Below are 14,353 nucleotides of genomic sequence, written 5' to 3' on the forward strand. Positions count from 1 at the left end.
CCGTCGCCTGCCAGGCTCGCGTTCAGCACTCACGCGGTCGCTCTCTCCCCCTCCCCTCACCGCGCCGCCCGCGCGGCGCCCGCACCGACGATGAGCCCGGTGATCTCGTCGGGTGTGGTCTCGGCGATGCGCCGCACCCCGACGACACGGCCGTTGCGCAGCACGGTGGCCCGGTCCGCCACCTCGAAGACATCCTGGAGCCGGTGGGAGATGAGCACCACGGAGACGCCCTGTGCCTTGAGGCGGCGTATGAGCTCCAGCACCCTGGCCACCTCGGCGATCCCCAGGGCGGCGGTCGGCTCGTCCATCACCACCAGTCGGGGCGAACCCAACAGCGCCCGGCAGATGGCGACGGACTGGCGCTGGCCACCGCTGAGGTACCGTACCTTGCGCCGGGCGATGTCGGCTGAGACCCCCAGGCTGTCGAGCAACTCCGCCGTGCGCCGCGTCATCGCCGAGCCGTCCAGGGTGCGTACGAGCCCTCCGAGGGCACGGCGGCGCAGCTCGCGCCCCAAGAAGACGTTGGCGGTCACGTCGATGTTCTCGCAGAGAGCCAGGTCCTGGTAGATCATCTCGATGCCCAGACGCCGGGCGTCCTCGGGCTGACGGATGACCACCTCCCGCCCCTCGAGCCGGATCTCCCCGGAGTCGGCGAGGTAGGCGCCCGCGAGGATCTTCATGAGGGTCGACTTGCCCGCGCCGTTGTCGCCGAGCAGGGCCATCACCTCGCCCGCGCCAACCTCGAAGTCGACCCCATCCAGGGCCACCACGGCACCGAATCGCTTGACGATGCCGCGCATCTCGAGCCGGGGAGCGTCGCGCACCGGCGCCAAGGCTCGCTCACCTCGTTGCGGCGGGATGGAGCAGGGGCAGGGACGGCCGACAGCCAGCCGCCCCTGCCCGCATCCCCCTCACCGGCTCGGCACGAACGCGTGGGGGATCCCGAGACGATCGAGCTCCTGCACGTAGGCGTGCAGGTTGTCGCGGGTCACCACGTCCACGCCCGTGTCGACGAAGATGTCGCCATCCTCCGTCCTCGGCAGGAGGCTCAGGACGTTGTCACGGCCCGTCTTGGCCATCAGATAGAGCAGCACGACGCTGTTGTAGCCCATGAAGTACTGCTTCTGACCTACGACCGCGTCGAGGTAACCGTTCTCCAGAGCCTCCAGATGGGAGTCGAGCGTATCGAAGCCGACGACCACGACCCGATCCTGGGTGCGCGTCGACCTGACGGCCTCCGCCGCCCCCGTCGTGCTGGCCGCGTAGACGCCGAAGATGCCCCGCAGGCCGGGGTTGTTGAGAATGGCCGTCGTGGCCAGATCCGTGGCGCGGAAGGTATCCTCGTTGTCGTTAAGGACCGGCTCCACGATCCGGATCCCCGTGCCTCGCAGCGCGTCGCGGAACCCCTGGATCCGCTCCAGGGAGTTGAGCGCGGTCAGCGACCCCGTCAAGATGGCCACCTCGCCGCTGCCGCCCAGCAGCTCCGCCATGGCCTTACCGGCCGCGAAGCCGGCGTTGTAGTTGCCCGTGCCCAGGTAAAGCAGCCGCCCCGTCCCCGGCGCATCGGTGTCGTTGGTGATGACGTGGATGCCCGCCTCCAGAGCCCGGCGAATCACCGGCGCCAGCGCCGCCGGATCCGACGGGGCTACGCTGATCCCGTCGAAACCCTGCGCGATCCACGATTCCATGACGTCGATCTGGCGTCCGATGTCCTCGGTCTGGGGGACGAAGAACGTCACCTCCACGTCCGGGAAGAGCGCGGCGGCTGCCATGGTGCCGTTGCGGACGACGTCCCAGTAGGGATGAACGGACTTGCCCAGCACCCCGATGCGGATGGGCTCCGCGGCCGATACGACGCCCACGGCCGCCAGCAACATGGCGGCGACCAGCAACCCGACACCGACCCGACGCATCCGATCGACCTCCCCCTTCGTGGGATCGCCTTCCCGCGGGCATCCGCGGGAATCACTCAACCAGCCCGCTCCAGGGCTCGACGCCGGAAGATGTCGTAGGTGACCGCGGCGGCGATGACCGCGCCCACCGCCACGTCGTGCCAGTAAGCCGAGACCCGCAACAGGACGAGGGCGTTCCAGATGATGGAGATGATGGAGGCCCCGATGAGGCTGCCGTAAGCGGTGCCCTCGCCGCCGAACAGGCTCACCCCCCCGATGACCGCGGCCGCGATGGCGTACAGCTCGTAGACATTGCCGACGGTGGGGTTGCCCTGCCCGAGGCGGGAGGCGATGAGGATGCCGACGAGGGCCGCGGTGGTGGAGCTGATGACGTAGCAGGTGGTGCGTATCCGGTTGACGTGGATGCCGGCCCGGCGGGCCGCCTCCATGTGGCCCCCGACGGCGTAGAGGTGCACCCCGAAGGCGGTCCTCCGCAGCACTAGCTCCCCCGCCAGCACCGCCAGCAGCAGGATGGCCACCGGCATCGGCAGCACCCCGGCCACCCGGCTCTCCCAGAGCGCCCGGAAGCCCTCGGGCAACCCGCTGATGGGCCATCCCCGCGTGATGACCGACGCCAGGCCTCGGGCCGCAGCGAAGGTGGCCAGCGTGATGACGAACGGCGGCACGCCCATCCGGGTGACGAAGAGCGCGTGCCACGCCCCGACGGCGGCGCCCAGCAAGAGCGTCAGCGCCACCGCCCCGGTCAGGCCGATGCCCGGGAGGCGGGTGATGAACCATGCCACCACGATGCCCGACAGCGCCGTCATCGATCCGACGCTGAGGTCGATGCCGCCCGTCAGGATGACGAAGGTCTCGCCCAGGGCCAGCAGGCCGAAGATGGCGATCTGACGTCCGACGGTCTCGAGGTTGACGGGCGAGAAGAACCGGGGATTGGCCAGCCCCGTCGCCGCGATGATGACGACCAGGGCCAGCAACACCCCCTGGCCCCGCAACAGGCTCCGGGCGACCGGAGTACGACGGGTGACGGAGGCTCCTTCGCCGACGCCCGCTGGCGTCACCGAGGCCGGCTCATGTTGGGAGCTCACCTCTCGCTGCACGCCCGTCCTCCTTCGGCTTGGCCTATCGGGCCCGATGGCCCGCGCTCAGCTGATGGGCGGACGCGGCAGCGGCTCCAACCGCTCGGGATGCGGGGCCCGCACCCGCACCAGGTACCGCTCGATCCAGCCTCGCGCCCGGTCGGGGTGCTCCGCTGCCCAAACGATGGCCTCGTGGTCCAGCTCGTTGATGCGATCCGCAGCGGCGTTGATGGCCTCGATGGAGATCCGGACCGCCTCTTCCGGCGGCATTCGCTCCGGATTGAGGTCCAGGCCAAACAGCTCTCGGTAGCCGTGCATCTTGAGCGCGTACAGCGCCGACTCCAGCTGCTCGGGCGAGACGGTGCCGACGGGCAGGTCCAGATCGTAGCCACCCAGGGGCTGGCCGTTCCAGTGGGTGTGGGCTAGCCGGCCCGCCTCCATGGCGAGGCTGAAGCTGTAGGCCAGGTCCTCGTAGGCCATCATCATGTGCCCGACTTCGGGGTTCAAGCAGACCAGGGCATGTCCCTGCTCCAAAAGTCGACGGTTTTCGGGATGGTGCAGTTTGGACTCGACCAGGTGAGACAGCCACAGCCCCTCGGCGGTGGTGCCGAACAGGATGCGCCCCCTGGGCTCGTAGGGCTTGGGCTCGAAGGCGATGCGCACGCCGGGCACCGTCTCCATGGCCTCCACCAGCCCGTCGACGAACCGCCGCCGAGCATCGGCCAGATTGGCGCCGAACGGCTGCTCGAAGCCGTCGATGCCCGGCCAGACCACGGCGAAGTCGGTGCCGAGCTCACGATTGAGCTCCAGCGTCTTGATGGTGCGCTCCACGGCCTTCTTGCGCCTCTGCGCAATCGGCGAGGAGAGCGAGCCGAACTCGAAGTCCGCGTCCCAGAACAGCAGCGGCACCACCGTCACGATGCGGATGCCGCTCTCCCGGGAGAAGCGCTGCCAGGTCTCCAGGTTGTCCTCGTTGATCTCGTTGGGGTAGTGCGCCTCCACCCCGACGACCCCCAGCGGCGCGAGCCGTGCGATGCGCTCCAGGCGCTCCTCGATGGACGATGCCGGCTGGTAGCGGTCGTGGAAGCGGCTGGCCGCGGGCGAGAAGTACCACACCCCGACGGAGTAGCGGGGTTCGAGAGGCCGGCTCCGCAAGAAGTCGACCAGATCCTGCCCGCGGCGTATCACCGACTGTTCCCTGAGATCCCGGATGCCCATCCGACGTCTCCCTCCTCGCGATGGTGGCATGATGGAGCCCTCGAGGGTCGAGGGTTCACGTGACCGTCACGGGGGTGATGAAGACCTTGCGCTCCGCGACGATTTGATCTCCCGTGATGACGAAGCGGCCCGTGAGGCGGATGTCCTGGGATGAGGCGCCGATCATCACCTCGACCTCGCCCGGCTCCACGACGCGTCGCCACTTGCGGTCGTAGAAGGCCAGCTGGCAGAGGTCCAGGGTGAAGCGGACCTCCCGGCTCTCGCCAGGTCGCAGGTGCAGCCGCACGAATCCCTTGAGCTCCTTGACGGGTCGGGTGACCGACGCCTGGACGTCGCGCACGTACAGCTGCACCACCTCGTCGCCGGCCCGCTCGCCCACGTTGGTCACCTGGCAGGCCACCTCGACCTGGCCATCGGCCGGCACGGCCTCGGGGACGATGACGAGCCCATCGTAGCGGAAGGTGGTGTAGGTGAGCCCGTGCCCGAAGGGATAGAGCGGTCCGGCCTCGACGTCGACGTAGTCGCCCAGCACCTGCGAGCGCCCGCCCGTGGGCTTGTGGCCGTAGAAGACGGGGATCTGGCCGGCCTTGCGGGGGATGCTGACCGGGAGCCTGCCGCCCGGCTCCGCCTCGCCCAGCAGCACCTCCGCGACCGCATGACCGCCCTCCTCGCCCGGGATCCAGGCCGCCATGATGGCCGGCGCGGTCCGGGCGATGTCGCCCAGTGCCACGGGACGGCCACCGACCAGCACGACGACAGTGGGCGTGCCGGTCCGCAGCACCTCCCACACCAGCTGCGCCTGCACGCCGGGCAGGCTCAAGTCCGCGGCATCGCGGAACTCCCCGCAGGTGCAGTCGCGGGTCAAGCCCGACTTGTGCCCCACCACCACGACGGCCACGTCGGCCTCCCGGGCCGCCCGGACGGCCGCCTCGAAGCCGTCGGTGGAGGGGTCCGTCACGTCGCAGCCCCGGGCATGTGTCACCTGGGTCCTGGGCCCCACCCTGGCCCGGATGCCCTCCAGGATGGTGACGAAGGGCGTGAAGTGGCGCGGGTAGGCCTCGGCCTCCCACTGCTCGAGGTCGGCGCCCGGCGGGGGCATCGGGGGCATGAAGGGCGGCTGCTCGCCCGGCACCATCACCATCTGCCGGTAGACGTCGACGTGAGCCGGGTAGTGGTAGTCACCGTTGAGCAGGCGCCGGCTGTGGGCCGCCGGCCCGATGACCGCCAGCCGACCGATGTCCCGGGGCAGGGGCAGAAGCCCTCCCTCGTTCTTGAGAAGCACGATGGAGCGGCGGGCGATCTCCCGGGCGAGGGCACGGTCCTCCGGCATGTCGAAGGTGGCGGCCGCCCGCTCCTCATCGACATAGGGGTGGTCGAAGAGGCCGAGGGTGAACTTGACCGTCAGCACCCGCCGCACGGCCTCGTCCACCGCTTGGACCGGCACCCGGCCCCGTCTCACGGCGTCGAGCAGGGCCTCCCCGTAGCAGTCGACGCTCGGCAGCTCCACGTCGATGCCGGCCAGCAGCGCCTGGACCGCTGCCTCGGCCTTGTCGGTGGCGACCCGGTGATACCCGCGCAGGTTGTCGATGGCCGTGTAATCGGAGACCACGATGCCGTCGAAGCCCCACTGCTCCCGCAACACCCCGGTCAAGAGCTCCGGGTCGGCCGAGACCGGTACCCCGTCGATCTCGTGGTATCCGGGCATGATGGACCGCAGGCGGGCTTCGCGCACGGCCGCCTCGAACGGCGGCAGGAACACCTCGAGGAGCTCCCGACGGCCCACGTGGGCGGGGGCCCAGTTGAGGCCGCCCTCGGGCACGCCGTAGGCGACGAAGTGCTTGCCGGTGGCCACCACGCCCTCGCGCAGGTCATCGCCGTGCAGGCCCTGCACGTAGGCGATGCCCATCACCGACGCCAGGTAGGGGTCCTCGCCGAAGGTCTCCTCGATGCGGCCCCACCGCGGGTCTCGGGCCACGTCGAGCACCGGCGCCAGCCCCTGATGGGCCCCCACGGCGCGCATCTGCCGCCGGATGCGGGCCGCCATCGCCCGCGCCAGGCGCGGCTCCCAGGTGCTGGCCAGCCCGATGATCTGGGGGAAGACGGTGGCCCCTCTCGCCATCAGCCCCGCGCAGCACTCCTCGTGCACGATGGCCGGGATACCGAGGCGCGTCCGCTCGACAAGGTAGCGCTGGAGCACGTTGGCGAGCGCCGCGATGGCCCGTGCGTCAGCGTCACTGGCCCCCCCGATGCGAGTGATCTGGCCGATGCCGTGGGCCAGCCGGCGGCCGGCCAGCTCCTCGGAGAGGCGGCCGCCGGGCGCCACCTCGAAGACCCAGACGCTGCCGAGCTGGGCCACCTTCTCCTCCAGCGTCATGCGGGCGAGCAGGTCATCAACCCTCGCCTCGATGGGCTGGTAAGGATCCCGGTACCGGGGGTGCGATGCAGCGCCGCTGTCCACCGCGAGACCTCCCTCTCCTGCTGTGTTCGCGTGCGGCTCCCGGGTCAGCCCTTCAGCGCGCCCCCCAGCATGCCGCGCATCACCTTCTCCTGGCCGACCAGGTAGAGCACGATGAGCGGCAGCACGCTGAGGGCCACCGAGGCCATGATGGCCGGCACGTTGAGCCCGTACTGGCCTTGAAAGTTCCACAAGCCAAGCGTCAGGATCCAGCGGGACGGCGACGACGTCAGCACCAGTGCGAAGATGAACTCGTTCCACAAGATGACCAGGTTGTAGATGACGACAGTCAACAGAGGCGGCCCCGACAGCGGCAGCACCACCGACCAGAAGGCCCGCGCGGGGGAGCACCCGTCGATGGCGGCGGCCTCCTCGAGCTCCGCCGGGAAGTCACGGAAGAAGCCCGTCAGGATGAAGATGGTGACGGGCAGATTGAACGCGACGTACGGCCCGATGAGCCCCAACAGGCTGTCGTACAGCCCCAGCACCCGGGTGAGCACGTAGACCGGGATCAGCGTGATGTGCACCGGGATCAGCATGCCGGCCACGAAGAGGACGAAGAGCAGCCGCAGGCCGAACAGTCGAGAACGCGCCAGCACGTAGGCCGCCATCGCCCCCAGGGCAGCGATGGCCAGCACGCTGGTGCTCGCCACCAGGGCCGTGTTGGCCAGATACCGGGTGAAGCCGGCCCGCAAGACGCTGGCGTAGTGGGTCCAGACGGGGTCGGTCGGCACCCGCCACAGGCCGCCGACGAGGAAGTCCATCTGCGTGCGCAGGCTGGTCTGGATCATGAAGAGCAACGGGTAGACCGCCACGACGACGGCGAGCGCCGTCAGGCCCCACCGCACGAGCCAGGAGGCGACCCGCGCCATCTCAGCGGCCCTCCTTGCGGCCAGGGCGGATGCCGCTGGTCAGGATGGCCGCGGCCGCCGCGGCGGCCGCCAGGAACATGGCCACCGCCACGGTGCTGCCGTATCCCATCCGAAACTCGTGAAACGCCTTGCGGTACATGTACGTCGCCATCACCTCGGTGCTGTAGAGCGGGCCTCCCTCCGTCATGACGTAGATGAGGTCGAAGTACTTGAGCGACCCCACCACCGCCAGCGTCAGAGCCGTGGCCGCCGTGGCCCGCAGCATGGGCAGGGTGACGTGAAGGAAGCTCTGGAGCCCCGTCGCGCCGTCGATGGCGGCCGCCTCGTACAGCTCCGACGGGATCCCCAGGAGCCCCGCCGAGAAGAGCAGCATGTACAGGGGCGTATACTGCCAGCTGACGGTGGCGATGACGGCGTACAGCGCGGTGGCCGGCTCCCCGAGCCAGGCCCGCCGAAGCCCTGGGAGCCCCACCACCTCGAGCAAGCCGTTGAGCAGCCCGAAGTTGGGATCGTAGACGTACTTCCACAGGATGCCGATGGCCACCGAGGAGAGCATCATCGGCACGAAGAGCGCACCCTGGGCCCACTTGCGGGTGCGGCCTCTCTGCGTCGTAAGCAGGGCCAGCCCCAGCCCCAGCGGGAGCTGGATGAGCACCGACAGGGCCACGAGCTTGAGGTTGTTGCCAAGGGACTTCCAGAAGATCGCGTCGCGGGCCAGCTCCGCCCAGTTGCCCGCCCCGATGAAGCGGGCGGTCGTCAACCCGTCCCAACGAAATAGCGAATAGTAGAAGGAGAGCGGGATGGGGGCGAGGACGTAGAGCAGATACAGCAGCGACGCCGGCAGGAGGAAGAGTGCCGCCACGTGCCGCTGGCCCCGACGCCCTCCGAGTCGCCCCATCGATCCCGCTCCCCGCTGGCCGTGTAGCGGCCGTAGCCGTCTAGCGCCCGTAGTAGTTGCGGGCCGCCGCCTCCATCTCCTGGGCGGCCTGCTGCGGCGTCATCGTCTTGCCGAAGACGGCCTGCAGCGTGTTCTTGTGGACCTCGCCGAGCTCGGGCGGCAGGTACTGGTCATACCAGAGCTGCATGTGGTTGGCCCTCGCGAAGTCCATGTAGAGCCGGCGCAGCACGGGATCCGTCAGCTGGTTCTCCACGCCCGCCACCGGCGGGATCTTGCCGGCCGCGATGCGCCGGCTCACCGCGACGTCGTCGATGAGGTACTGGATCAGCTCGAAGGCCAGCTCCTTGTTGGGCGAGCTCGCTGCGATGGAGTAGTAGTTGTCGCCGGGCGTCCCGATGAGGTTGGTGGGATCGCCGACGCCGCCCGGGTAGGTGGGGAAGGGGAAGTAGTCCAGATCCTCGAAGAATTCCGGATTCTCACCATAGACGATCTGGTACTGCCAGCTCCCCATCAGCTCCATGGCGGCCCGGCCCGAGTAGAGCAGCATGCGGCTGCCGCCCGTGTCCCAGTCGATCCCATTGAAGCCCGGGGGAAAGATGCCGAGATCGACCAGGCGCTGGATCTCCTCGCCCGCCCTGACGAAGGGCGGGTCGGCAAAGGAGCCCGTCCGCTCCACGGCCCGGCGGAAGACCTGCTCCCCGGCGATGCGATCCACCAGGTACATGTACCACATGGAGCCGGGCCACTTCGTGCGGTTGGCCAGCGAGACCGGGATGACACCGGCGCCCTTGAACTTGTCCGCCACCGCCAGGAAGTCGTCCCACGTCGAGGGCGGGCTGACGCCGTAGCGGTTCCAGAAGTTGCGGTTGTACCAGATGAAGGCGGGCGAGACGTTCTCCACCGGTACGCCGTAGTAGCGGCCTCCGAAGGTGACGGGGCCCATGGCCGCCGGCGGGAAGCGATCGATGTAGTCGTCCTTCAGCAGGAAGGGCGTCAGGTCCGCCACCTTGCCCGCCTTGACGTACTCCTCCAGCGGTCCGCCACCCCAGCTGATGAAGACGTCGGGCGGGTCGCCGGCGCCCATCGCTACGGCGAGCCTCACCTTGTACGGGTCGTTTTGGAGCGGGACGACCTCGACCTCGACGCCGGGATGAGCGGCTCGAAACCGTGCGACACTGGCGTCGATGATGGAGAGGGTGGGATCCGTCGTCTGGATGTGCCACAACACCAGCCTGGTCCCGGCCAGGCTCACGCTCGACGCCGCCAGCGCCACCGCGATCCCGAGTACGAGGATGGCCGCGAGACTACCCCTGCGCATGGGTCCGATCCCCCCATCCGTGACAACGAGCGCCCCTTCACTCCGCGCGACCGAACGGCGCCCTCCGATGGCCTCCTCTCACCCCCCGCAACCGAGTCGGTCCCGACCACGACCGCAACTTCGATGGTCTGTTAGACCATCTTTTCGCCGCGCGAGTACGACATCCGCACCCGGTTTCCTCCTGCCGGCCCGCCATGCATTGATTGTGGCCTCGCGGCGCGATACAATACGGGCCGAGGACGGTCGCCTCTCGACGAGACCCAGAGCAGCCACCCCGGGGCAGGTGTCGTCGTGCCGATGGCAAGATGGTCGCGGCTCACGCAGGATCGGAGAGCAGCATGAGGATTCGACCGCCGACGGGAGACCAGTTCTTTGTAAGAGCTCTCAACAAAGGCATCGTCCTCAATCTGTTGCGCTCACGCGGCCCCATCTCCCGGGCGGACATCGCCAAGGCCACGGGGCTCAACAAGACCACCGTCTCGGCCCTGGTCGACGAGCTGCTGCGCCAGCACCTGGTACGCGAGGTGGGCATGGGCGAGTCCAGTGGAGGGCGCCGACCACGGCTGTTGACGCTCCATGCCGGCGCGGCCTTCGCCATCGGCGCCGACCTCGGGGTGGACTACTTCCTGGTCGTGGCCCTCAATCTGCAGGGGCAGCCCGTCTGGAAGAAGCGGGTCCGACGCATCCCCGGCCCCGACCCCAAGGGCCAGGTGGCCCAGCTGGCCGATCTCGTCGACGAGGCCATCGCCGCCGTCTCCTCGGCCCCTCTGGGGCTGCTGGGCATCGGCGTGGGAGTCCACGGCCCCGTCGAGCACCCCAGTGGACGCCTGCTCTTCGCCCCAAACCTCGGGTGGGCCGACGTGCCGGTGGGCGAGTGGCTCGCGGAGCGCTTTCCCGTCCCCATCGTGGTCGACAACGAGGCCAACGCCGGCGCGGTGGCCGAGCTGTGGTGCGGTGCGGGCCAGGAGGTGTCCAGCCTCTTCTACCTGAGCGTGGGCGTGGGCCTGGGGGCCGGCATCGTCATCGACGGCGAGATCTACCGGGGCACGGGCGGGACGGCCGGCGAGTTCGGCCACACCACCATCGACCCTGCCGGCCCTCCCTGCAACTGCGGCAATCGAGGATGCCTGGAGGTCTTCGTCTCCGAACGCGCCCTGATGGGCTACCTGCAACGCTCCGGCAGCGACCCGACCGCCACCGGCCCTGAGGAGGTCTTCCAGGCCGCCGATGCCGGCGACGCCACCGCCATCGCGGCCCTGGCGCGACTGGGCGAGTACCTGGGCATCGGGATCGCCAACGCGATCAACACGTTCAATCCCGAGATGGTCGTCATCGGTGGCCCCGTGTCGAGGGCCGGCCACCACGTCCTCAACGCGGCCCGGCGGGTGGTCGAGCAGCGGGCGCTCAGCTCCCCGCGCGCCCGGGCCCGGATCGTCATCTCGTCGCTGGGGGAGGAGGCCTGCGCGGTCGGGGCCGGGGTCTTGATCCTGCAGGAGTTCTTCCGCCTGCCGCAAACCAAGGGCAACGGGTTGCCCGCGCCCGGCCGGCGCGGGAGCGCCGGTCGCCGGGGTCCGTACCGGGAGGAGGCGGAGCTGCCGTGGACTCGCCCGGATCGCGTCCACTACTCGACGGTCAGGTCGCTCTCGTGACGGGAGCCAGCCGTGGCATCGGCCGTGCTGTGGCGGTGCGACTGGCCCGCTCGGGGGCACGGGGCGTCGCCCTCTTCGCCCGTACCGAGGCCGACCTGCGCGCCGTGGCGGCCGAGATCGAGTCGGCCGGCAGTCGGGCCGTGGTCATCCCGGGCGACGCCCGCCGCGAGGAGGACGTGGCGCGCGCCGTCGCCACGACCGTGTCCGAGCTGGGCCGCCTCGACGTGCTGGTCATCAACGCCGGGGTGGGCAAGTACGGGCCGCTCGAGGCGTTCAGCGCCGCCGACTACGACTGGATCATGGAGACCAACATGCGCTCCACCTTCCTCTTCACCCGTCACGCCGTGCCCCACCTCAAGGCCCAGAGGTCCGGCCACGTGGTCGTCATCGCCTCCGTCGCCGGCAAGAAAGGCCTGCCCCACGAGGCGGTCTACTGCGCCAGCAAGCACGCGCAGGTGGGCTTCGCCCAGGCGCTCGACCACGAGTTGCGGCCCCACGGCGTCAAGGTCAGCGTCATCGCCCCGGGCGGCGTCGACACCCACTTCGCCTTCGGCACCGGCCGCACGCCGGGCGATCCCCGGCTGCGGGAACTGCTCGACGCCGACGACGTGGCAGCGGCCGTGCTCTTCGCGGTCGGGCAGCCTCCCAAGTCCCGCATCCTGGAGATCGTGATGCGCCCCATGGCCGAGCCCCTGTGACGGGACCGCCCGTCCCGACGGGTCTGCCGCCGAAGAGCCCTCCGAGGAGCGGATGCCGGCGATGGTGGTCGTCTTCGGGCCCAACCTGGCCGTGGACCGCGTCCTGGACGTGCCGGGCTTCCGGGCGGGGGGCGTCTTTCGCACCGGCCACACCCGCGTCGTGGCAGGCGGCAAGGGGGCCAACGTCGCCCGAGCCCTGCGGGCCCTCGGGGTGGACGTGCACCTGGTGGGGTTCGTCGCGGGCTGGACCGGGCGCTTCATCCGAGAGAGCCTGGCCGACGAGGGCATCCCGGCCACGCTCATCGAGGTCGGCGGGCTCTCCCGCACCTGCACGCTGCTGGTCGACCCATCTCGCGGCCAGGCGACCGTCGTCAACGAGGAGGGCGAGCTGACGGTCCGCGAGGTTGACATCGCACGCCTGCTGCACGGCCTGGCAGCCCTCGCGCCCCAGGCCCGGGCCGTCACCCTCAGCGGCAGCCTGCCCCCCGCCGTGCCCGACGACCTCTACGCGCGGGTCATCCGGCAAGCGCACGCGGCCGGCGTCCCGACCATCCTGGACACCAGCGGCCGGCCCCTGCAACACGGGCTCGCAGCCGGCCCCTGGCTCGTCAAGCCCAATCGGAGCGAGCTGCTCCAGCTCCTCTCGCTGATCGACGCCCGGCACCCCGGGGCGGCCGCCATGCCGGTGGAGCCGGCCGTGGACCTCGGCCCATCGGGCGACGAGGGGACGGTGGCGTCCGCCGCCCGGCGTCTGCTGGCGTACGGGGTGACCTGCGCGGTCGTCTCGATGGGGGCGGCCGGGGCGCTGGCCGTCACCTCCGATGGCACCTGGCTCGCCCGGGCCCCGGCGGTCCGGGTCACCAACCCCATCGGCGCCGGCGACAGCATGGTGGCCGCCCTGGCCGAGGGCGTGGCTTGGGGCCGGCGCCTGCCGGAGATGCTGCGGCGGGCGGTCGCGGCCGGCAGCGCGGACGTGGCCACCTTCGGCCCGGGCGTCATCGATCGCGACGAGGTCGAGCGCCTGGCTGCCGCCGTCGAGCCCGTGCCCCTGGCCGCGGGTGTCGGCCCTCCCGCCTGACGGTCGCCGCGCCGGGCCGCCTCAAGGCATCTCGGGCAGCGTGGCGGGCCTGGCCGTCAGCGTGACCGGCACGTCCAGGCGCTGGCCCTCACGCAGCACCGTCACCTGCAGCCGCTGCCCCACCGACGTGTAGCGGGCGATGTAGACCAGCAGGTCGTCGAAGCTGGCGATGGGGGAGCCGTCGATGCCCACGATGACGTCGCCGCCCTCCGGCAGGCGCTCGGCGCCCGTCGGACGCGTCGAGCCGCGCAGTCCCGCGGCGGCCGCCGGCCCTCCGGGCACCACCTGCACCACGTAGGCGCCCCGTGTCTCGGGCGGGAGCCCGTTGGCCCGCGCCAGCTCCGGGGTGAGCCCCACCCCGCTCACCCCGAGCCACGGCCACTGATAGCTCCCGTGGGCGATGAGCGAGGGTACGACCCGCTCGACCAGATGGGCGGGCACGGCCAGCCCTACCCCGGCGAAGGCGGGGAAGGGGCTGCCCAGGGCGATGGCTGTCGCGACGCCGATGACGGCCCCCGAGGAGTCGAGCAGTGGCCCGCCCGAGTTGCCGGGATTGATGGCAGCGTCCGTCTGGATGACGTCCGGGATGACGAAGCCGGCCGAGCGGCGTGCCTGCGCCGGGATGGTGCGGTGCAACCCGGAGACGATGCCAACGGTCATGGTGCCGCTCAAGCCGAAGGGATTGCCGATGGCGATGGCCGTCTGACCCACCTGTACGGCCGTCGAATCCCCCAGCACCAGGGGCTCCACGCCCGCGGGCAGGCGCTCGACGCGGACCACGGCCAGATCGCTGTCGGGATCGGTCCCGACCACCTGGCCTGTCATGACGGTGCCGTCCAGGAAGGTGACGTCGACCGTGCGGGCGCCGGCCACCACGTGGCGGTTGGTGACGATGTGGCCCTGGGCGTCGTAGACGAAGCCCGATCCCACGCCCTCCCCGCGGCTCAGTCGTACCACCGCCGGCGCCACCCGCTGGTACAGCTCGACCAGGGCCTGCTCGCTCGGCTGGAGGGCCTGCAGGGGCGGGGCCATCGTCGCGGCGAGCCCCCAAGCCCCCGCCACCACGGCCACCAGGCTGATCGCCACTGGCAGCGTACGGCGACGAGGCATCCCGGGCATGGGCCGCACCTCCCCCGGATCCGATCTGTACCTATTCTACGGTTCGCTTGCGGGCCGCG

General features: G+C 70.5%; 12 protein-coding genes. 3 read left to right on the forward strand and 9 right to left on the reverse strand.

Annotation, left to right across the window (positions count from 1 at the left end):
• Positions 1 to 56: 56 nt before the first annotated feature.
• From VLY81_RS13170 to VLY81_RS13205, 8 genes are all read right to left on the reverse strand, one after another.
• The gene (locus VLY81_RS13170) at positions 57 to 824 is read right to left on the reverse strand and encodes an ATP-binding cassette domain-containing protein (RefSeq protein WP_324670425.1); all 768 of its coding nucleotides are present in this window, start codon (positions 822 to 824) and stop codon (positions 57 to 59) included.
• Between the two features lie 87 nt (positions 825 to 911).
• On the reverse strand, positions 912 to 1,913 hold the full coding sequence (locus VLY81_RS13175) for a sugar-binding protein (RefSeq protein WP_324668669.1): 1,002 nt from the start codon (positions 1,911 to 1,913) through the stop codon (positions 912 to 914).
• 56 nt (positions 1,914 to 1,969) lie between these two features.
• Positions 1,970 to 3,010: an ABC transporter permease gene (locus tag VLY81_RS13180; RefSeq protein WP_324668670.1), complete on the reverse strand. Its 1,041-nt coding sequence runs from the start codon at positions 3,008 to 3,010 to the stop codon at positions 1,970 to 1,972.
• A 45-nt stretch (positions 3,011 to 3,055) separates the two neighbouring features.
• Positions 3,056 to 4,207 carry a TIM barrel protein gene (locus tag VLY81_RS13185; RefSeq protein WP_324668671.1) on the reverse strand — a complete coding sequence of 384 codons (1,152 nt, stop codon included), beginning with the start codon at positions 4,205 to 4,207 and terminating at the stop codon, positions 3,056 to 3,058.
• A gap of 55 nt (positions 4,208 to 4,262) precedes the next feature.
• Positions 4,263 to 6,581: a glycoside hydrolase family 3 N-terminal domain-containing protein gene (locus tag VLY81_RS13190; protein WP_405001385.1), complete on the reverse strand. Its 2,319-nt coding sequence runs from the start codon at positions 6,579 to 6,581 to the stop codon at positions 4,263 to 4,265.
• A 128-nt stretch (positions 6,582 to 6,709) separates the two neighbouring features.
• Positions 6,710 to 7,534, reverse strand: a complete 825-nt coding sequence (locus tag VLY81_RS13195; protein WP_324668673.1) for a carbohydrate ABC transporter permease — start codon at positions 7,532 to 7,534, stop codon at positions 6,710 to 6,712.
• Position 7,535: 1 nt separating this feature from the next.
• Positions 7,536 to 8,432: a carbohydrate ABC transporter permease gene (locus VLY81_RS13200; RefSeq protein ID WP_324668674.1), complete on the reverse strand. Its 897-nt coding sequence runs from the start codon at positions 8,430 to 8,432 to the stop codon at positions 7,536 to 7,538.
• A 40-nt stretch (positions 8,433 to 8,472) separates the two neighbouring features.
• Positions 8,473 to 9,750, reverse strand: coding sequence for an extracellular solute-binding protein (locus tag VLY81_RS13205; protein ID WP_324668675.1), 1,278 nt, complete (start codon positions 9,748 to 9,750; stop codon positions 8,473 to 8,475).
• Between the two features lie 338 nt (positions 9,751 to 10,088).
• Here VLY81_RS13205 and VLY81_RS13210 point away from each other — a divergent pair, with 338 nt between their 5' ends.
• From VLY81_RS13210 to VLY81_RS13220, 3 genes are read left to right on the forward strand one after another with little or no spacing between them, the layout of a single operon-like run.
• Complete coding sequence (locus VLY81_RS13210) at positions 10,089 to 11,399, forward strand: ROK family transcriptional regulator (RefSeq protein WP_324668676.1); 1,311 nt, start codon at positions 10,089 to 10,091, stop codon at positions 11,397 to 11,399.
• Positions 11,396 to 12,097 (forward strand): SDR family oxidoreductase, encoded by a 702-nt coding sequence (locus VLY81_RS13215; protein ID WP_324668677.1) that lies wholly within the window; start codon positions 11,396 to 11,398, stop codon positions 12,095 to 12,097. Before VLY81_RS13210 ends, VLY81_RS13215 begins: the two co-directional genes overlap by 4 nt.
• Before the next feature lie 52 nt (positions 12,098 to 12,149).
• A complete protein-coding gene (locus VLY81_RS13220; protein ID WP_324668678.1) occupies positions 12,150 to 13,175 on the forward strand; it encodes a 1-phosphofructokinase family hexose kinase in 1,026 nt (341 codons plus the stop codon).
• A 21-nt stretch (positions 13,176 to 13,196) separates the two neighbouring features.
• On the opposite strand, the gene VLY81_RS13225 is transcribed toward VLY81_RS13220, so the two are convergent.
• On the reverse strand, positions 13,197 to 14,294 hold the full coding sequence (locus VLY81_RS13225; protein ID WP_324668679.1) for a S1C family serine protease: 1,098 nt from the start codon (positions 14,292 to 14,294) through the stop codon (positions 13,197 to 13,199).
• Positions 14,295 to 14,353: the final 59 nt, after the last annotated feature.

It is taken from the genome of Limnochorda sp. LNt (assembly GCF_035593265.1).
GTDB classification, from domain to species: domain Bacteria; phylum Bacillota; class Limnochordia; order Limnochordales; family Geochordaceae; genus Geochorda; species Geochorda subterranea.